Genomic DNA, 18,290 nt, shown 5'->3' on the forward strand with positions numbered 1-18,290 from the left:
CCGCCGTCGGCAGCGACGACAACGACTTCTTCGTGGCGCGCGCAAAGCTGAACTTCAAGTTCGGCACCTACTAAGCGCTCACCGCCACTCAGGGAAAAGGCCCGAGAGATCTCCTCGGGCCTTTTTGCATATGCGCCACGGGTCGCTCGAGCATGACCTGCACCAATTGTGAGATACATGCAGCACAAGCGATGCGGGCATCCATTCGCCTGTGGCGTGCTCAAACATTTTTCCATCCGTGAAGGAATAGGGCGATGCCTGCCGACGTTTTCCATTCCAGCGATGACATAACGCGGGATAGAGTTCATGCCACACGATCACGGGCAAGAAAGAAGCCCTCCGGAGCCGGTGACTGTCTCCAATACGGGGCCGTCTTTCCAGCGTGCATCGATCCTCTTCGCCGCCTCCCTTGGCTCCTTCATCGGGGCAAGCCTTCTACTTGCCAGCCTCTGACACGACGGCGGGCAACAATAACAGGATTCGACATGGAACAGCGCATTGATCTGGTGGCACAGGCCATCCATGGCGCCCAGCCAGGACCACACACGTGGGACATGGAACCCACTTCGGACAAGGAACGCTTCAGGGAATATGCCCGCAATGCGATCAAGCTGCTGGAGGATGACATCGGCGTTCTCCTCCTCGCCTTGAGAGAGGCCACCGCTGAGCAACACGTGGGTTAGCGATGGCCGCGTCAGGCTACCGCCGCCGGGCCTGTCAACCGAACCGAAGAATTGACCCCTTGGGCGAATTGAAGATCTGACTTTCTCATTGCTTTGTGGTTCCCTCAGTTTCGAGGGCTGCCCGATCCTCCCCCTTTTCGGCGGATCAGGCATTTCGCGGTCTCCAGTTCCTGTCGGCAGCCCTCTATTCCCTCGGGCACGGCGGCAACGATGCCCAGAAGACCATGGGCATTATTGCAGTGCTGCTATTGTCGCAGGGCCATCTCGGGAGCGAGTTCTACGTTCCCTTCTGGGTCGTCCTCAGTTGTCAGGCGGCCATGGCCCTGGGCACCCTGATGGGCGGCTGGCGGATCGTGCACACGATGGGATCGAAGATCACGCGGCTCACCCCCATGCAGGGCTTCTGTGCCGAGACGGGAGGGGCCATCACATTGTTCTTAGCCACCTGGCTCGGCACCCCGGTCTCCACGACACACACGATCACCGGGGCTATCGTCGGGGTCGGTGCCGCCCGCAGGACCTCCGCCGTCAGGTGGGGGGTGGCCAAGGGCATCGTGGTGGCCTGGGTTGTGACGATCCCAGCCTCCGCGATTATCGCGGCATTCTTTTACTGGGTCACAGTCTCGATAATGTACTGAAAGGGTCCGGTAAATGCATGAGTCACGTGGCGGGCTGCCCGTCGATTGAAACGGGTCCACCGCTTAGCTTTTTGCGGAGAGCTCCGCATAGCCCCTAAGGGCGGGTTCGGCGACCTATGGTCCGGCTATGCATTTGTCGCATGACCTATACTACCAGTACAGGCAACCCTGCGGTCCTTTAAGCCTTGCGCAGTGTTCAGACGTAAACTATTTATCGCAATGCAACAAGGCGATTGGCGTCGCTGCGTTGCTGCCCTTCTTGGGCGTTTCCTCCCTAAACTTCGGGCCGCTGGCGACAGTGGCCTTTTTTCTTGTCTAGATCGGACGCGGTCCTCTCGTGCGGTACCCTCGATCGGCGACTTGGCAAAATCCCGGCGTCCGCCAGAATGCCGACACCCGCCGACTCTGGAGGAGAGCCGTATCGGAAGCCCCGGCGAGGCCATCAATGTCCGGTTGCATGATGGGGTGCAGCGACGGGCTTGGATTCCGGCGAGCCGCGTTGGCGCAGGTAGATCCCGAGCACGAGCAGCGCGCCGATCGACAGGAACTCGCTCTGCCAGTTCTGGAAACTCTCGTACCAGAATTCGGGATCACCCAGGGTCCCGATCAGCGTCGGTGGCGGCTGGTGGTGCCACTGGGCCTCCTCGCCCATGCGCCGGGTGCTGCCGGCCAGGTGCAGCCAGAACGAGGCGATGAACAGCAGGACGAGGGCAAGACTCAGCGAATGCGAATACAGCCTGAGGATCAGGCCACCCCGGTGCACGGGCCACGGCGCGTCAGGCGCCGGATGCCTGTCCGATGGAGCCTCATCCTCCGGATTGTCTCCCTCCGGGTCCTTCGACTCGGCTGAACCCTTCTGGAACAGGAAGATGGTCAGCACGACGTACATCGCCATCTGGAGGAACTCGCTCTCCCAGTTTTCGAACACGGCCGAGATGAAATGGCCACTGGCCAGGTATGACAGCAAGCCGATAGCCGGCTGGCCGTGGATCCGCAGTTCCTCCGCATGCGCCCGCCATCCCGTCAGCGCTTGCCCGATAAGGGAAACGGCAAACATGAGAAACAGGGCAATCGACAGACCATTGTCACGAAGGAACCGACGCATGACGACCTCTCAGCGAAAACCGCCACGGTTCAACCCGCTACCCGGCATTCCGTTTCCAGGTCATGACGGTTCCCACCTTGAGAGCAGTCCAACAGACGCGTAAGGGCCGAGAAGGGCAGTGACCGGGGGCGATTTTCTGTCTTGGCAGACGACGGTCCACGCCGTTTCCAGACATGCAGCGGAGCTGCGGAACTCTCACATTTTGTACGCATTCCTCCACATGCAGTCCGTACCCACGGAGTGAAAAAATGCGCAGTATCTTCATCACAATTGCGGCTGCGACGCTACTGGGCGGTGCCGCCGTCGCTCAGACGGCCGTGACCACGACTACGGAAACATTTGTCATAGCCAAGCCGACCGACGTGCTGAGCAACAATCTGATTGGTCTCAATGTCACCAATGATGCCAAGGAGACGATCGGGGAGATCAAAGACCTGATCCTCTCGCAGGGCGATCTCAGCGGCTACATCGTCTCTGTCGGAGGCTTCCTGGGCCTGGGCGAGCGCTATGTCATCGTGCGCCCGAATGCCGTCAAGGTCAGCTATACCGAGAACGACAACAAGTGGCATGCAGTGATGAACGCCACCAAGGACCAGCTCCAAGCAGCACCCGAGTTCAAGTATGAGGCACGTTGGAAGCGCTGATCTGCTCGCCATCAAAGAAAAGGCCCCGTTTCAGGGATCCTTTTCGAGCCCATAACGCTCCTGGATCTTGCCTTCGAGCTGATCGCGCTGGCCGTTGATCACATCGAGATCGTCATCGGTGAGCTTGCCCCACTGCTCTTTGATCTGGCCTTTGACCTGCTTCCAGTTGCCTTCGACTCGGTTCCAATCCATCCAATTGCTCCTGCTTGTAATTGGATCAGAGTAACCCGCACGGTCGAACAAGGTTTCTATGTTCAACCGTCGATCGATTGGGACCAGCGCCATTGGAGATCTGATCCTGCCTGCGGGCCTACCTCGATATTTTGCCGGGTTTGAGGATCCATGACCGCGACCGGAGGTGCCGCGGCCAGAGCCACTGCCGTTCCCATGGCGGTGGCCGCTCCCGAAATCACCCGGATTATGCGGTCTCGCGGTTCGATGAGGGAACCCGTCACCTTGCGGAACATCCCTACGTAAAAACCCGGTACCCTTGTCACATGAGGGTCGTTAACACAGGTTAGCTTCGCAGTATCGAAGCGTCTCCGCCGTTACAAGTATTCAGTTCCATATTTCCAGCGCCCTGCTTCAGGGCACCAAAGTAATGAATTGCGAGGATAAATGGGCACCAGCGGGCGATTCAACCAAACGCCACCCGACCGGGCTTTCGATCTCTTCGAGAAGCTTCTCGCCACATCTGACAATGCCATCAAAACCCGCGAGCGGCTGCTGACGGACTTGAAGGAGGAGCTGGAACTCCTCGCCAGCCTTCAGGAGCAGCATCTCTTTCCCATTCTGACACGGCACGGAATGCAGGATCTCGTGGTGGACGCTGTCCGTGACAGCGAAGAGACCAATGCCCTCCTGGCGGAACTAGAGCGGATGCCCAAGAATTCTGTCGGGTTTCTCGGCCAGGTCGCCGAACTGAGGCGAACGTTCCAGCAGCACATCCGTGACGACAAGAAGGAGTTGCTTCCCGCCGTGCTCAAGGTCTTGAGCGACGAGGAAGTCAACGAAGTCATCGAGAAGGTGGAGGATGAAATGGCGACCATTGACGAAACCAAGCGGGCCGAAGCCCGGCGCCTCCGTGAGCAGGGAGAAACCGTCCAGCAGGTTACCGACGGCGTCGCGGACACCATAAGGGCCGGAGTAGAGGGCGCTCAAACCATAGCTCGGACCATGCAGGAGACCGTGGAAACCAACCTCGGCACCCTTTCGGAGATCACCCGGCGCTCGACCGAACACGGACTCCGGATCTTTGGCTATCCCTCGGGGAACCCTGGGGATCTGTCCGGCCGGCCATCGGAGAACTTCCGTGCCGTGACACAAGCCGGCACCGTTCTGGCGCGTGGTTTGCAGGATGTCTCCCGCGAGGTGTTCGAACTGAGCCAGAAGCGCCTGCAACGGAACGTCGATGGTTTCAACCAGCTTGCCGGCTGTCGGACAGCCGCTGACATGATCGCGGTCCATAGTTCTCTCTTTCGTGACAACCTTGAGCAGTCCATCGACAACAGCCGCCGGCTTGCGGAACTCACAATCCGGGTGATCGACGAGGCAACCAAGAACACGGCTGCGCAGGCCCAGCAGACGGTCCAGCGCTTTAGCCGAGTGGCATAAGCCTCGATCAAGGTGGTGGTAATGTGCTCCTAGTTGCGCGCCAGGAGCACACGCGCTTCCAGCTCGCCACGGCTGATCGTCAATTGGAAGCTCACCACCAGCAGTCTAGTGCGAGTTAGCCGCAACGGCGATTTGTTGAGATTGCCGCCGTGATGTCCTCATCGGCACCGCAGGCTACCGCGATCGGACCCATCATCCATTCGCGATCCGGGCCATAATAGCATCGATGAAACTCGCCTTGCCTGCCTGATATGCGACGCGGTCATCGGCAAAGCGGGCTGCGAGGGCCCGTTTCAGTCGCTCGTATTGCTTCACTTCCTCAGGGTTTGCGCGAAGAAAATCGCGGAACAGAATATGCTCGTGCAAAGCAGGTGAATCCGCCCTACAGACGTAGAGACGATGCTGCCGTTCCCTCGGCGGCCAGAGTAAGGCCTCCCTGCCAGCCAGACCTTGATCGCCCTTGTGGACGTAGCCAATCTCGGAGAGGCGTCTTACCGCTTCCGGCACATCGGCAGGGTCAGCAACGACGTCAAGGTCGATGATGGTCTTGGCAGACAGTCCCGGTATCGATGTGCTGCCGACGTGCTCGATCCGCACAGGCAGGGGAGACAGAGCAGCCGACGCGCGGGTAGCCAACGCTTCAAAGCGCCGTGGCCAATGTGGGTCATACGGTACGAGTGTTAAGGGTTCTTTCATCGCGTTCTCCGACCGTCGATCCATGCCAGCATTATGCCGGGTTTCGTCGATGATGAACGCCGGCACTCCATCTATCGCGGCCGGCTGGTCGGCACTGCACCCGGTGATGAAGGCTACGACTTCGTCAGCCGCCGTTCTGCGCTCAATTCAGTCATCGGCCATGGCACTGCCAGGCTTTGGCCCAGCTTCGATTCGATCGACGTGCTGGTTACTCTAGGTGTCGCGCTCTACGATGGCTCGTTGCTTGCGCAGCGTGACTGGCATCTCGATTGCTTCCATCTCGACAATGCGCCGGATGTGCAGCTCCTCCTTGAGAACAAGCCGCTTCTCGACAACAAGCACCTCCTCGAGGACCGGCACGATCGTCATGTCTCCTTCGGTCCTGATCTCAGGGGCGGTCTCAACCACCTTATCGACGGGTACTCGGGTGACCTCGACGGTCTCATGACGAACGTTCGCCCGCGCGAACTCATCGGATGTGTCGGTAACGGTCTGCACGCGGACACGTCCGGTCACGGTCGGCCGTTTGTCGACCGTCGTGACTTCCTCAGCCAGAGGAATCACGTCCTCGGACACCAGATGAGTGCCGCTCGCAAGAGATTCAGCATCAGTAGACGTCTGCTCTCGGCAATCGGGGCTCCGGCTTGGGTTGTGTTTCGGGTCCGTCATCATTCCTCTCACCTGAACGACAACCAACGGGTTGCGTGAATCGGGGTTCCCGAACCCAACCATCATCCGCGACGATCCGCAGCGACGACATGGCTGAGTCCATCAAGCCTGACATTCGGAACCGATGTCAGGGCTGCACATTGAGCCCCTACGTGTTTGACATATAGGAGAAACACCTTGAAACGTCTCGGAGTCGCAACACTCGCGATCATGTCGGTTTTTGCCAATGCGGCGATTGCGCAATCGACGAACACCCAAGGCTCGGGTCCATCGGTTGCCCAGCCGTCGAACAGCGGCTCTTCGAATCCGGCGATCACCCATAAGCCCGCAGAGAGCCCGCAAACCACCGGCACGGTCGACCCTGGCTCCAACAGCTTCACGGAAGCGCAGGCACGGTCACGCATCGAGGCGCAGGGCTTCAGCAACGTCACGGAGCTACGCAAGGACGATCAGGGCATATGGCGCGGCAAGGCCGACCGTGACGGCAAGTCAGTCAGCGTGGCCATCGACTACAAGGGCACCATTCAGGCCCAGTAGGCCGCCGGACGGCCCTTCGAAACCAAGCCATCTACCCCAATGCCGCCTCACGGCAAGACTCGAACAGGAAAGATCAGAGACCATGTCCGATAAAACAATCACGTCATTCTTCGAAAACTACGAGGACGCGTCCGAGGCTGTACGTCGACTCGAAGCAGCAGGAATTCCGCAGAGCGGCATCAGCGTTGTCGCGAGCAACGAGGGTGACCGCTACTCGTCGTACGCAACGCGCACATTAGACGGCTCCTACCATCGCGGTGACGATGTTAGCGACGGAGCAGACACGGGCGCTACGGTGGGAACGCTGGCTGGTGGCGGCGCAGGCCTTCTCGCCGGTCTCGGGATGCTGGCAATCCCCGGGCTTGGACCCGTTGTTGCCGCCGGATGGCTGGCATCGACTCTCGTGGGTGCCGGCGCCGGGGCGGCCGTGGGCGGCATCACCGGCGCGCTGGTCGATGCGGGTGTGAGCGAGAGCGATGCCCATTCCTATGCCGAGGGCATTCGTCGGGGCGGCGCCCTGGTAACGGTCAGCGCCTCCGAAGCGGAGGTCGACAGGATAGTCGACATCCTCGATGACGAGGGCACGGTGGACTTCGACGAGCGTGAGAACACTTGGCGTTCGGAAGGCTGGACGGGCTACGATGCCACGTCCGAGAACACCGCCCGAGCGGCAATGGCAACCGGGTTGACTGATCGTACCTCCGCAACCTCCGGCCGTGCCGAGGAGGTGATACCCGTCGCGGAGGAGGAACTTCACGTCGGCAAGCGTGAGGTGAACCGTGGTCGAGTTCGCCTGCACTCGCGGGTGATTGAGCGTCCGGTGCAAGAGCAGGTGAACCTGCGTGAGGAACATGTCGAGGTCGAGCGGCGTCCGGTGTCCGGTACGACCCAGGCCGGCAGCATTGGCACCGATCCGTTCCTGGAGCGCACCATCGAAGTAGAGGAGCGTGCCGAAGAGGCGGTGGTCTCGAAGGAAACGCGCGTCGTCGAGGAAGTGGTCGTGAGGAAGGAAGCCGATCAGCGCACGGCGACCGTCTCCGACACCGTGCGCAAGACAGAGGTGGACGTGGAGGACGAGCGCGGGAGCCAGAGCTCACATACCGGAACCACGGGAAATCCTGTCAAACGGAACCGCTGATTAAACCCTCGGAAACCCGGCTACGGCCGGGCTTCCCGCCGAAATCCCGGCAACAAGGCCGCCCACGAGGCTAGCCGTCGGTCGAGCATTCCCTGCTCCGATGCCAGCTTGCTGCCCGACCTATCGAATGCGGCCCATGGTGGCCCCGCGGTTCGCCCACGACAGCATAGAGGCTTTTTCGACCTGTGCGCCGAGGCACAGCATTTACCTGGCGGAAATCCGAGTGTGCATCACACTGGGCGCCTCTCGCGATCTCTGGGCAACGCGTTCGGTGCCCATGTCGCTTAGGGTCGGGAGAGTTACATGGCTTCGCGATTGGCCCTCATCGCCGCTGCCTTCATCGGCATTCTGAACTCAGCGGAAGACCACGACATCTATTCTCATCTGAAGAACGAAGAAGGCGCCAGTTGTTGCGACAGCACTGATTGCCGCCCCGCACCCTATCGGTATGTCTCTGGCGACCTGCAAATGTTTGTAGACGGCAAATCGATCGAGGTGCTGGATACGGTGGTCCAGTACCGTCCGTTGCTAGGTGAGACGGGCGAACCGGCGGCGGGCAATGGTGCGTGATGGTTTCTCTCGAGACCTCCGGTCGTATACATTTCTCCCGCATTCGGTAGCAAACGCCACCAAACTTGAGCCAGGCGTTCAGATAGCTTCCAGCACCTTAGCTGGAGCGGGATGGGAAGATCGAGCTGGCTGACTCGGTCCGTGATATGTGGCGCTTCAATGAGGTCGCACGACCGAGACTCCAAACCCAGCTAGGCGCTCGTCCTCACTGTTAAACACCGATCACTTATTCGCCAATTCACCAAGGGAGCAGCCTTAGCGCTCGCACCGGATGTTCCCATCTCCAAGAGATCAATCAGGGTGCGGCCGTTTGAGGCCGTAGCGGGCCCGCTCGATCTTGCTGATGCCTGCGTTTCACGAGCAGGCAATCGCTGTGTCACGCGCGTTGGTCAATCGTGATCGCAGTTGACGGCTTAGCGGATCAGAATGCGGGGAAACTCTGCGCTCAACGACAACCGCCGGCCCGGTGCAACCCAAGTGTCGATGGAGAGCCACGGCCGCAATGTCAAACGGGCGATGCCGAGATCAGCCAGATCGTGGTCGGAAAGTTCGTTCGCGTTTCGGATCGCGAAGAGACTCAGAAGAGACTCAATGGGGTGGTCGAACCGGGAGCCATAGACTGGATGGGTGAACGAACACCCACCACGCCAGAATTCTGGCGTGGTAGACCTGTTGCTCAGCTCGCGCTCAGGAAAGATGCTGAGCAAAGTGCTTGTTCATCTCGAACATGCTGACCTTGCTCTTGCCATCAAAGACGGCTTGCAGCTTGTCGTCGGCCAGGATCTCGCGCTTGTTCTCCGGGTTCTGCAGATTGTTGGCCTTGATGTACTCCCAGACCTTGCTCACCACCTCAGTGCGCGGAAGCGGGGCCGATCCGACAACGGCCGCAAGTTCATTCGAAGGCTGCAACGGCTTTGCCAGAGCGGAGTTTGGCTTCTTGGCTGCTTTGGCTTCGGTCATTGTAAAAACTCCTTAGGGGTGCCTCACTGCCATCTGCAGGGGCAAAGGGGCGGGACCATGGCCAGCAAGAACTGAACAGTTCCTTAATCTCGCCATGGACGCGACGATGTCGGGAGGGTGGTTTCCGATGAAAAGGGCCACATCGTCACCAGCCGCGCTTCTTGCCGTGGGGCTTTGCCATCATCTGCCGCATCGCCTCCTCGGCCCGAGCTCTGGCCTCGGCATTGTTACTAAGATTGCGGACCTCCGAGGATTCCTCTTGCTGATCCAAGCCGTTCTTACGAGCCCGCCACTGTTTCGCTTGGGCAGCGGTCGCCGCTGCATTCGCCAGCTTCTCCAACCGATCCAGTTGCGGCGTGCTGGCTTTTGCATTGGATTCAGGTTGTTCGACCTCTTGCTCGGGGCGGCTAGCCATCTCTCTGCTTCCTGGTGTCATCGTCGCGAATTGCGGTAGGCTGTTACGTGCTTCTATTTCGGGCGGTATCGGTTAACGTCGTCTTAACCATAAGGGTCCGAGGTAAGCCGATGCGGAAGATCCATCCCGGCTTCATAGCCATCGCCATGCTCTTGGGGCCCGCCACTCTCATTTTGGCCCATGAGAAAATCACACGTACCCCTGCGCAGGTGGCCTTTGAATCGTTCGATCCACCACCGATCTTGCGACAGACATATATGCGGTGCGCGGAGGCTCCAAAGCAGCAGCGCTCAGCGCAGTGCGACGAGTCCGTCAGCTTCTTCGATCATTGCGCTGTTGGGAAGAATGAGTGCGGGCCACAATCCGTCTACGAGGTCCTCACCAAGCTTATACTCTCAGGGGCACCGAAGAAGCCGGCAATCGAAAAGGTTGCGATTCCGGCTGACATCTAACCCGTGTAACCATTGGCAATCCCTTTTTCACTGACGGGTGCGATATTACGAGTATGACCTAATCCCACACAGACAGTGCCAGATGGCGTGCGTTGCCGACACCGGTTCATCATGGGCGCATCGACCTGGATCGTGCGATGCCGGAACACATCGCATGCGTGGCAGGAAGTCTGGTGCTCAGCCTCTCGCCGAGGCGTTCCGTACTTGTACACAGCCTTCAGTTGCATGATTGCCGTTCATGAGGCATTGTGGCGGCGTGGTGTTGCAACCGGCATCACAAAAGCGCCCTGACAGCGAGCTCACACGGCTAACTCTGTCAGGGCGTTTTCGCTGGGACAGCGTTGACTGAGTTTGGTGCGCCGCCTATCTCCCAAGTGTGGTGTCATTCCCATGGAACACGGACGCCTTAGCTGAGGTTTCGCTAGACACCACCTTATCCAAGGCGTTTTCCTTCCTGCGGTTGGCAGCGTTCTACCGTCCGCTCTGCCCCCAACTTTACCACAATGCGACCCCTTGGGTGTCCCGCTCGCAGACCGAGCGGCGCATCGGCATTATTCATACCCTTCGTTATCGGCTGCCCAAGGAGGATCAGTGACGTATTTTATTAGTTCCATCCTTCGCCTTCTCGAGACGGCATCTACAAAGGCAACGACCGAGCTCTCGCCGGGTGGCTAGCCTTGAACGGATAGTTGGCCAAGCGCGACATGCCGAGGCCCGCCGTGGCGACGCTTGGGATTACTACGAAACCGGCTCTTCTCCGGGAACGGCGACAGACGGTATCCTGGTTACCGCGTAAAACATTACCTCAGGCGTAATCGACCTGATGCTGCGTCTCCTCCATGGTCCTCATGCCGGGATTGCCCCAGCTCACCATCAGGAGATATCTCATGACCGACGCCACCTCGATCGCCACCCGCTACATCGCTCTCTGGAACGAGACGAATGCCGACCGCCGGCAGGCTCTGTTGGCCGATCTCTGGATCGAGGACGGTACTTACGTTGACCCGCTCATGCAGGGCAGCGGCTATAATCAGATCGATGCGCTCATCAGCGCTGTGCATCAGCGGTTCCCTACCTTCCGCTTTGCTCTCCTTGGTCAGCCTGACGGCTATGGCAATAACCTCCGGTTCTCGTGGCAGCTTGGGCCGGAAGGCGCAGACGGGCCGATCAAAGGCACTGATTTCGTCACTCTGGGCAACGGGCGCCTGAAGGAGGTCGTGGGCTTCCTCGACCAGGTTCCTGCTGCCGGCTAACACTCCGCACCATTAGCCGTTCACGAGGCTGGCCTTGATGTCTGCGGAAGTGGGCGCAGCCCTCGGGGACGCCGATATCGACGATCTCTACGCCACCATCGTGGAGGATCCCGCTCTGAGATTCTCGATTGTGGATCCAAAAGGGGGCGCCCGCTCGCTGACCGTACCGATCCCGGTCATCTCCTTCAATGCCGGAGATTATACCGACTATCTCTTGCCGTCATTGCAACTGGGACCAAGGCGGAAATCTTTGATCGCCTCATGAGGGGCGTGCCTTGGAATAATGGGGAAGCAGACCACGATCCGCAGGAACCCTCGGCTCCGGAGACCGACACGGCCAGTGTCGCGAAGATCGCCGGCCAGGCGCGCTCGCACTTCAAGAGGAAGGTGAAAGCTGCCGTTCTCAATCAAGCCGACTTGCTCAGAAACGAGATGACCAAGGAGGACGAAACGATCGCCATGACGGTGATCGTCAGACTGAAGAGAGGCGAGATCCCACCGTGACACTTGAGCAGGTGTCGGTGCCAGACGCGGCGTGGAAGCAAAAAGGGCGGTCATGGCGACCGCCCTTTTCTAGGCCACCGTGGATGGGTGTTCACCAGCCACCGTAATAGCCTGAGCCATAATAAGGTTGGCCATAACCATAGTCATACGACCGGACGACGCGAGGACGATACACAGGATGGGGCTCTTCATAGTAGCGAACCACTCGCCGTTCCCGATAAACCGGTCTGGCGTAATAGCCGTCATTATAACTGTAGCGATACGAGGGGACCGGGGCGGCATAACCATACGGTGCATAACCATATGGGGATGGAGCCGCATAGGCTTGGGACGCGGCACCGGCGATGATGGCTCCGGCAGCCAGACCGACGACACCCGCCGCGACTGCAGCCCCGGCTCCACGCCTGGAACGAGCCTCAGCGTCCGAGGCCGAGAGGCTCCCAAGAGCCACGATGCCGGCTGCGGCAAGAATTGCGACCTTACGCATGTGAAGTCTCCAGAATAGTTCCGGGTCTGTTAACGCAAACTCGAATTGAGGATGATTACATCACCCTCACGCTGAATGTCGTCTGAACCGAACTTCCCTGTTCTGTTCAGTAACGATCGGCGTAGCGCAAAGGGGGCGCGGCGCCTGGTCATTGTTTTCCAGTCGTGATCCGCGACTCCTCAGATTAATACTGGGCCGAGCATCGGGTGAACCTGACAGTCCATCAAGTCCCCAGACGCGAAGGAATATCCCGGTGAAGCTCACGCGCAAGTACCGTAGCCTCATCCATTGTCTGTGCCCGACCTGAATTGCAGTAAGTTCATCGGGCGACCACCCGGCATCTTCTGCGATATGTTAGGGCGAGGATGGCGCCTGGTCATCATCCCGGAGTGCACATCCTTCGCGGAGGTTGAAGGAGAGCTCAATTCCCTGCAGGACAACCTGGACGAAATCCGCGAGAGAGCCCACCGGGCGTTTCAGCTGGCACGACGCTTCAGACACCGGCAACCGGAGCGGGCATCTATCGTAATGGGGAAGAAGTTCCTGGAGGGGTTTTCAGAGTAACCTTAAGGGATTGTTGAACTATCCTTTTGAGAGGTATTCTAAACTAGTATTCTAACCCTCTGAGTTGATTGCGGAACAGCGATAGGCATCTACGCTTGAAGGTGGTCTCCAAGGGAGCCACAAGCGTGGAACGGGTGGTGGTAAAGCGTACAGGGGATGACATCTGGTCAGTCTCGCACGACGGGCGACACATCTCGGTTCACTCCACGGAGGAGCAGGCCCTCTCTGCCGCGTTTGCCTTGGCCTCAGAGCGCAAGCGGCAGGGGGTTGAAGCGGTTGTCGTGATTGCACGAGAGGGATGAGGGCGATGACGCACTCAACGCCATGGCACTATCTGTCGTCTTTTGTAAGCCTTCCTCACCATGGCTGACGATGATGACAAACTCCTGGTGGCTCGTACAAAGTCGCCCGCCAATGACAGGCTGTCTCGTGTGCTCGAATGGGTCGGTTTGCTGGCTGCGCTAGGGGCTATTGGCTGGGCCCTCGTCTACGCGCTCGATTAGTCGCCGAGACGCAGATGTTTAAAGCAGGCTATCAGATGATGGCAGCTACGGAGCGATCACTCGCCGTACCATATCCGGCCTGACCGCGGAGGACAAGGATCGCGGTCTCCGTTGGCCTCGTGCAGATGCGCCTCGGCCCGTGCTCTAGGAGGCATTCTCAGAAGATGCCGTGCGATCCGGCGCTCTCCGCTGAGATCTCGGCGAATTAGGTGAGGCCTTGGTTTCCCTTTCACGCTAGAGGGCGAATGCCCATAGCGACGCCAGCCAACCAGCTCCATCCAGAAATGCGATGATGCTACCCTGAGGCTTCAATCTTCTCCGTGTGCGGAGAGAAGTCGGCCGCGAGCGTCTGCTGCAAGATCCTGTCGCGGATCACCTGCTTCATGTTTCCCACCCTGCGCGCCATAGCATAGACCCGATCCTGCAGGACCGTTACATCCGACATGACCGGAAACGGCGGCTGCGGTGGTAGCGGCAGCGCGAGGCTGCTCTCCAGCTCTTGCAGCATCGTTGCAATCGCCGTGTTCTCTTAAGGAAGCATCCTCACAGGCGGGCGCCATTATCTCGGAAACCATCTAGCGATGATCGAAGCGGCCGTCGGCGGCCTTGGTCTCGCTATGGGAGACAACGTGACCTGTCAACGCTACTTGGAATCTGAGATTCTTGTTCGACCGTTCGCTGAGAGTGTCCGGGCCCCAGCCTCATTTTTCCTGATCGATGCAGGTGATCACGAGCGGCGCCCAGCCGTAACCGCAGTTCGGCAATGGATCCTAGAAAGTTTCAGTCGCAAGACCGCTTTGGCTGAGGGCGCTGGGTAAAAAGCAACAATGAAGCGTTGTCGGGCTGATGCAGAACGCGTCTGGTGCGGACATTGGGAGGGCGCCTTGGCGCGCGACTTGCCTTCCTGAACGCAAACACCGAGACACCAGGCATTTTTCCCGCTGCCAGTTCGTCATCTCCCTACACTGGGACTGATTCAGCATTGTGTTTACGCCATGCTTCTCTCATTCGGTGATAAGTCTAAGTCCGAGGCAGATTTCGGATGACCGAGAAGAAAGCCTTGTGCTTCAGTGCATCCCGCTGCTTGAATCTGGGCGAGTTGTTCCTCCGTCTCCACGCCTTCGGCTGTGATCGACATGCCAAGGCCTCTGCCAAGCGAAACAACGGATTGGATGATCACCATGCAGTCTGGCCGCGTTGATAGCTCGCGTACGAATGATTGGTCGATCTTGATCTTGTCGAACGGGAAGCTGCGCAGGTAGCTCAGGGACGAGTAGCCTGTCCCGAAGTCGTCAAGAGCGATGCGGACACCGAGTTCACGAAGTTCGTGCAACGCCGCCACTGTTGCTTCATTCTCCTCCAGCAGGGCCGACTCGGTCAGTTCTAGTTCCAGCCGGCTGGGCTCGAGGCCGGTCCGTGTCAGTGCTTTACGGACACACGGCAGAAGGGTCCGATTTCGAAACTGGAGCGGCGAGATATTCACAGCGACCTTGATGTTCCTCGGCCATGTGACTGCGGTTTTACAAGCTTCGTTGATTATCCAATCGCTGAGTGAGGAGATCAAACCGATGTCTTCCGCCATCGGAATGAACTCGCCCGGAGGGATCGAACCGCGGACGGGATGCCGCCAGCGCAGCAGCGCCTCGAAACCCAGAAGCCTGTTCGCTTGCAGATCGACCTGCGGTTGGAAGACCAAATAAAGCTCATCTTTCACCATCGCCTTTCTAAGATCGACCTCGAGCGCTCGACGCGCTTGGAGTTCTGCGTCCATTTCAGGCTCAAAGAAGCGGAAGGTTCCCCGCCCGTCTGCCTTTGCACGGTACAAGGCCGTATCGGCTTGCTTGAGGAGCTGCTCCGGAGAGGAGGCAACAAGCTCTGTGGACGCAATGCCAATGCTCGTTCCAATGACGATTTCATGCCCGTCGATATCGTAGGCAGTTCCTATCTCCTTCACGATGCGCGACGCCAGCATCGTGCATTCCCGCGCCACGTTCGTGGGTTCCATGAGAATAGCAAACTCATCACCGCCGAGCCGGGCAATGACGCTATTGTTCTGAACGCATCCACGGATCCGAGTGGCAACGGTTTTCAGGAGCTGATCACCAGTCTCGTGGCCGAGCGTATCATTCACGTTCTTGAACAGATCAAGATCGAGGTACAGAACTGCGAGGGTTGACCCATTATCACGGGCTTTCGAAAGCAATTGTTCTAATCGCTTTTGGAACAGCGCGCGATTTGCCAAGCCGGTAAGCGGATCATGATGAGCCAAGTGGGTGAGATCCGCTGTGAGAATACCCATCTTGCGATAAGTGCGCTCAAGAAGACTGTTGTGTCTTGCAAGTAGTCCTATGAGGGAAATTCCAAAAAGTATGAGGCAGCCAACAATGCTAGTGAATATCCAGTGAAGCCGAGTGAGTTCTTGATGATCCCAAGAAGCACGCTTCGCTCCATAGTTGAATGTAATCGATGGTAGGTGCTTGAGGCTGCTTTGAAGGGGACTAAGAACTTGCAATGCGGCTAGAGCGTCGTTTGGGCTCTTCAGATCCTTGATCAGGGGAGCAGCATCATTCGTGGGGCCCTCAAGGTCGTGTATTGTGCTTTCAAAGCTTGGTTCTTGATCGAGGACCTCGCGAAAGCCCCCTTCGGCTAAGCTATTGATTGTACCAGCAAAAATATCATAGCGAAGCTCAACATCTTCCTTGTCTATGTCGCCGGCACCATCTTTGAACATTCGGAGGGACTGATCGAGTGTCATAAACTCGTTGAGAACCTGGTTCGCCTGCCATGTCGGATTGTAGCGAGTGATCCGCCTTAACGCATTCTGACGCTCGGCAATGACTACTGTGAAATATATTGCGGCGAGCACAAAGCCGCTCACAACCAGGCAAAGCGCAAGTTTGAGTGTGCGAACCGACAAACGTCTTCCCCCGGACGTTCACTATGCCGCACCAAAACGAGCGCTAGTGGCCGCTACATCGGACAACGATAACTCATAAAGCTTCACAGCCACCTAAAATAGATCGTCTCCGAAGCATAGCGTGCAAGTTATTATATATGATTATTTCAATATGCAAGTAGTCTCTCATATAGTTGTAGGTTCGGATGTGGTACTCACGTCGGTGCTATCGCCCCCGCAGTACGCATGATGCCTTTCGATGAACTAGCGACAAGCGGCTTCGATCCCCCTGTGCGTTTTGATCGTAGTTATTTGATCCGCCCGCTTGCTTTAAAGTGCATCATCAATACAAGGGCCGCGAACCCCGAGGATGAACTCGGGGACGGGATGGCGAGCGAGCACCTTGCTTGGCTCAGGACGTCAAATCGCAGGTACGAAGCGGTAGGCGTTGTCCTTGCGCTCGGCATAGCCAACCCCGGGATCGGACCAATGGAAGCCCAGCAACTTGATCTTATCGTTCGCCGCACGATCCAGAAGCGCCTTACGATTAGCGATCGCGACGTCGTGCTGCATGTCGAAGCCAAACTTCTGACCGGGATACTCGAACGAGACGATGTGGTTCGTAACTGCGTCCCCAGTAATGATCAAGCCTTCGCCGCCAGCCAGTTCGAGCGATATATGCCCGGGGGTATGCCCAGCCGTGCCGAGGACACGCATGCCAGCGACGATGTCCTCACCCGGTTTCACTAGATTCACGCGGCCCTTGAAGGCGGATAGATCGCGCTGGGAGCCCCGCGCAAGCTCATGCAGCGCATCGGGCATGGTCGTGCGGTAGTTTGGATCAGTCCAAAACTGCCACTCGGCCTCGCTCACGAAATAGGTTGCATTTGGGAATGTCAGTCCCGCGCCCGGCGCGAGAGTTCCCCCGATGTGATCGGGATGGGCATGCGTACAGACGACCTTGGTCACGGAGGCGGGATCGACCCCTACTGCCGCAAGATTGGCCGTCAGCCGGCCTGCCGTGGGTTGGAACTTGTCTCCGGATCCGGTGTCGACAAGGATCAGATCCTGCCCCACGCGAATGAGCGGGATATTGGCTCGAGGCTGGACGGTGTCGGCGTTCCCGCCAAGTCGGCGGATGATGTCCGTCTGTTCGAGCGGAGCGGCCTCGGGAGCTACGATACTGATCGGCAGGGTCAGGAAACCGTCGCTAACGACGATAATGTCGAAGTCACCTTGCTTGAAAGTGGAGACCGGCGCCGCGAATGCATGGCCGGACAGGAGCGGCATCACCGCGAGTGACGAAGTCCCGAGGAGGACGTGGCGGCGGGTGAGAATGGACTTTGTCGGTTCGGATTTCCTCATCGAACTCTCCTCCGGCCGGCAAGATGACATTGCTGGACCGTTAAGACACGGACTGGGCATTGCAGTTTGGGACGGAAATTGGCTAGGCCTGCTCCCGCCTGACGTAGACTGGTTCAAGCTGGTAGTGCTTCGAGAGATCGTTGGTCTGGTCGACAGCTTCCTCTATCGAGGCGAATGGACCACTCACGGCGACAGCCGTCCCATCGATGAGAACCGTCACCATGAACTCCAGCGCCCGTTCGGGCTGAACCACCTCCGCCAGGGTGATATTGTTGCTTTGGTCCTCTGGAACTTCGTCGGGCATCAGGATATGGAGGCCGGGACCGGTCATTGGGGATTCTTTCGTTCACGGGACCATGATAGATGGCGAGTTCCATTGGAAAGGGCTTCACAGGGGACAAGCCGCCCAGTCAACGGAAAGAGAGATCTCCGGTTTTCACGAAAGCTTGCCACTGGTTCGCTCCAGATGCGCTTCCAACGTCGAACTCCGAAATCGCAGCATAGCAGTTTCGGAGAGAATTAGGGCGTGAACTCATAAAAGATCTTTCATTTGCAGCGAGTTGATGATTCACCTCCCGGTCACGGGAGGATGTGATG

The 18,290-nt window shown here is 58.4% G+C and carries 22 protein-coding genes and 1 pseudogene; 10 read left to right on the forward strand and 13 right to left on the reverse strand.

Annotated features, from left to right (window positions below; genetic code table 11):
• Window positions 1–308, reverse strand: a 308-nt coding sequence (locus JKL46_RS35255) for a hypothetical protein (RefSeq protein ID WP_210381523.1), incomplete at its 3' end; no start/stop codon positions are given.
• Window positions 309–485: 177 nt separating this feature from the next.
• Here JKL46_RS35255 and JKL46_RS30935 point away from each other — a divergent pair.
• Window positions 486–683: a hypothetical protein gene (locus tag JKL46_RS30935; protein ID WP_201841802.1), complete on the forward strand. Its 198-nt coding sequence runs from the start codon at window positions 486–488 to the stop codon at window positions 681–683.
• A 116-nt stretch (window positions 684–799) separates the two neighbouring features.
• Window positions 800–1,321, forward strand: a pseudogene (locus JKL46_RS30940) (anion permease); the annotation flags it as partial.
• Window positions 1,322–1,763: 442 nt separating this feature from the next.
• Here JKL46_RS30940 and JKL46_RS30945 read toward each other — a convergent pair.
• Window positions 1,764–2,426: a DUF6766 family protein gene (locus tag JKL46_RS30945; protein ID WP_201841805.1), complete on the reverse strand. Its 663-nt coding sequence runs from the start codon at window positions 2,424–2,426 to the stop codon at window positions 1,764–1,766.
• A 248-nt stretch (window positions 2,427–2,674) separates the two neighbouring features.
• On the opposite strand from JKL46_RS30945, the gene JKL46_RS30950 reads away from it, so the two are divergent.
• A complete protein-coding gene (locus tag JKL46_RS30950; protein ID WP_201841808.1) occupies window positions 2,675–3,070 on the forward strand; it encodes a PRC-barrel domain-containing protein in 396 nt (131 codons plus the stop codon).
• Window positions 3,071–3,100: 30 nt separating this feature from the next.
• Here JKL46_RS30950 and JKL46_RS30955 read toward each other — a convergent pair whose 3' ends face one another.
• Together JKL46_RS30955 and JKL46_RS36725 are read right to left on the reverse strand one after the other, a co-directional pair.
• On the reverse strand, window positions 3,101–3,262 hold the full coding sequence (locus JKL46_RS30955; protein ID WP_201841811.1) for a CsbD family protein: 162 nt from the start codon (window positions 3,260–3,262) through the stop codon (window positions 3,101–3,103).
• Between the two features lie 393 nt (window positions 3,263–3,655).
• Window positions 3,656–3,850: a hypothetical protein gene (locus JKL46_RS36725; protein ID WP_343074162.1), complete on the reverse strand. Its 195-nt coding sequence runs from the start codon at window positions 3,848–3,850 to the stop codon at window positions 3,656–3,658.
• On the opposite strand from JKL46_RS36725, the gene JKL46_RS30960 reads away from it, so the two are divergent.
• On the forward strand, window positions 3,776–4,684 hold the full coding sequence (locus JKL46_RS30960; protein WP_343074161.1) for a phasin family protein: 909 nt from the start codon (window positions 3,776–3,778) through the stop codon (window positions 4,682–4,684). The genes JKL46_RS36725 and JKL46_RS30960 overlap by 75 nt on opposite strands.
• 192 nt (window positions 4,685–4,876) lie before the next feature.
• Here JKL46_RS30960 and JKL46_RS30965 read toward each other — a convergent pair whose 3' ends face one another.
• Complete coding sequence (locus JKL46_RS30965) at window positions 4,877–5,446, reverse strand: GrpB family protein (RefSeq protein ID WP_201841817.1); 570 nt, start codon at window positions 5,444–5,446, stop codon at window positions 4,877–4,879.
• Window positions 5,447–5,593: 147 nt separating this feature from the next.
• Entirely contained in the window at window positions 5,594–6,052 is a 459-nt protein-coding gene (locus JKL46_RS30970; RefSeq protein ID WP_246529654.1) for a DUF2382 domain-containing protein, read from the reverse strand.
• Window positions 6,053–6,226: 174 nt separating this feature from the next.
• Between JKL46_RS30970 and JKL46_RS30975 the strand changes: the two genes are divergently transcribed.
• The 3 genes from JKL46_RS30975 (at window position 6,227) to JKL46_RS30985 (ending at window position 8,294) form a co-directional block, all read left to right on the forward strand.
• Entirely contained in the window at window positions 6,227–6,586 is a 360-nt protein-coding gene (locus JKL46_RS30975) for a PepSY domain-containing protein (protein WP_246529655.1), read from the forward strand.
• A gap of 82 nt (window positions 6,587–6,668) precedes the next feature.
• Window positions 6,669–7,724: a YsnF/AvaK domain-containing protein gene (locus tag JKL46_RS30980; protein WP_246529656.1), complete on the forward strand. Its 1,056-nt coding sequence runs from the start codon at window positions 6,669–6,671 to the stop codon at window positions 7,722–7,724.
• A 303-nt stretch (window positions 7,725–8,027) separates the two neighbouring features.
• Complete coding sequence (locus JKL46_RS30985) at window positions 8,028–8,294, forward strand: hypothetical protein (protein WP_201841820.1); 267 nt, start codon at window positions 8,028–8,030, stop codon at window positions 8,292–8,294.
• 687 nt (window positions 8,295–8,981) lie between these two features.
• Here the strand turns inward: JKL46_RS30985 and JKL46_RS30990 are convergent.
• Both JKL46_RS30990 and JKL46_RS30995 read right to left on the reverse strand, forming a co-directional pair.
• Window positions 8,982–9,254: an SWIB/MDM2 domain-containing protein gene (locus JKL46_RS30990; RefSeq protein ID WP_201841823.1), complete on the reverse strand. Its 273-nt coding sequence runs from the start codon at window positions 9,252–9,254 to the stop codon at window positions 8,982–8,984.
• Between the two features lie 145 nt (window positions 9,255–9,399).
• Window positions 9,400–9,669, reverse strand: a complete 270-nt coding sequence (locus JKL46_RS30995) for a hypothetical protein (protein ID WP_201841827.1) — start codon at window positions 9,667–9,669, stop codon at window positions 9,400–9,402.
• Between the two features lie 1,339 nt (window positions 9,670–11,008).
• Here JKL46_RS30995 and JKL46_RS31000 point away from each other — a divergent pair.
• Genes JKL46_RS31000 through JKL46_RS31010 form a run of 3 tightly spaced genes read left to right on the forward strand, consistent with a single transcriptional unit; the run spans window position 11,009 to window position 11,878 of the window.
• Entirely contained in the window at window positions 11,009–11,374 is a 366-nt protein-coding gene (locus JKL46_RS31000; protein ID WP_201841830.1) for a nuclear transport factor 2 family protein, read from the forward strand.
• A gap of 37 nt (window positions 11,375–11,411) precedes the next feature.
• On the forward strand, window positions 11,412–11,639 hold the full coding sequence (locus tag JKL46_RS31005; protein ID WP_201841833.1) for a hypothetical protein: 228 nt from the start codon (window positions 11,412–11,414) through the stop codon (window positions 11,637–11,639).
• A gap of 5 nt (window positions 11,640–11,644) precedes the next feature.
• On the forward strand, window positions 11,645–11,878 hold the full coding sequence (locus tag JKL46_RS31010; RefSeq protein ID WP_201841836.1) for a hypothetical protein: 234 nt from the start codon (window positions 11,645–11,647) through the stop codon (window positions 11,876–11,878).
• 91 nt (window positions 11,879–11,969) lie between these two features.
• Here JKL46_RS31010 and JKL46_RS31015 read toward each other — a convergent pair whose 3' ends face one another.
• The 5 genes from JKL46_RS31015 to JKL46_RS31040 form a co-directional block, all read right to left on the reverse strand.
• On the reverse strand, window positions 11,970–12,365 hold the full coding sequence (locus JKL46_RS31015) for a hypothetical protein (protein WP_201841839.1): 396 nt from the start codon (window positions 12,363–12,365) through the stop codon (window positions 11,970–11,972).
• Between the two features lie 1,362 nt (window positions 12,366–13,727).
• Window positions 13,728–13,940: a hypothetical protein gene (locus JKL46_RS31020; protein WP_201841842.1), complete on the reverse strand. Its 213-nt coding sequence runs from the start codon at window positions 13,938–13,940 to the stop codon at window positions 13,728–13,730.
• Between the two features lie 480 nt (window positions 13,941–14,420).
• Window positions 14,421–16,349, reverse strand: a complete 1,929-nt coding sequence (locus JKL46_RS31030) for a putative bifunctional diguanylate cyclase/phosphodiesterase (RefSeq protein WP_201841848.1) — start codon at window positions 16,347–16,349, stop codon at window positions 14,421–14,423.
• A gap of 399 nt (window positions 16,350–16,748) precedes the next feature.
• A complete protein-coding gene (locus tag JKL46_RS31035; protein ID WP_201841851.1) occupies window positions 16,749–17,693 on the reverse strand; it encodes an MBL fold metallo-hydrolase in 945 nt (314 codons plus the stop codon).
• An 82-nt stretch (window positions 17,694–17,775) separates the two neighbouring features.
• Window positions 17,776–18,024, reverse strand: a complete 249-nt coding sequence (locus JKL46_RS31040) for a hypothetical protein (RefSeq protein ID WP_201841854.1) — start codon at window positions 18,022–18,024, stop codon at window positions 17,776–17,778.
• Window positions 18,025–18,290 lie beyond the last annotated feature (266 nt).

It is taken from the genome of Microvirga zambiensis WSM3693 (assembly GCF_016735695.1).
Classification (GTDB): domain Bacteria; phylum Pseudomonadota; class Alphaproteobacteria; order Rhizobiales; family Beijerinckiaceae; genus Microvirga; species Microvirga zambiensis.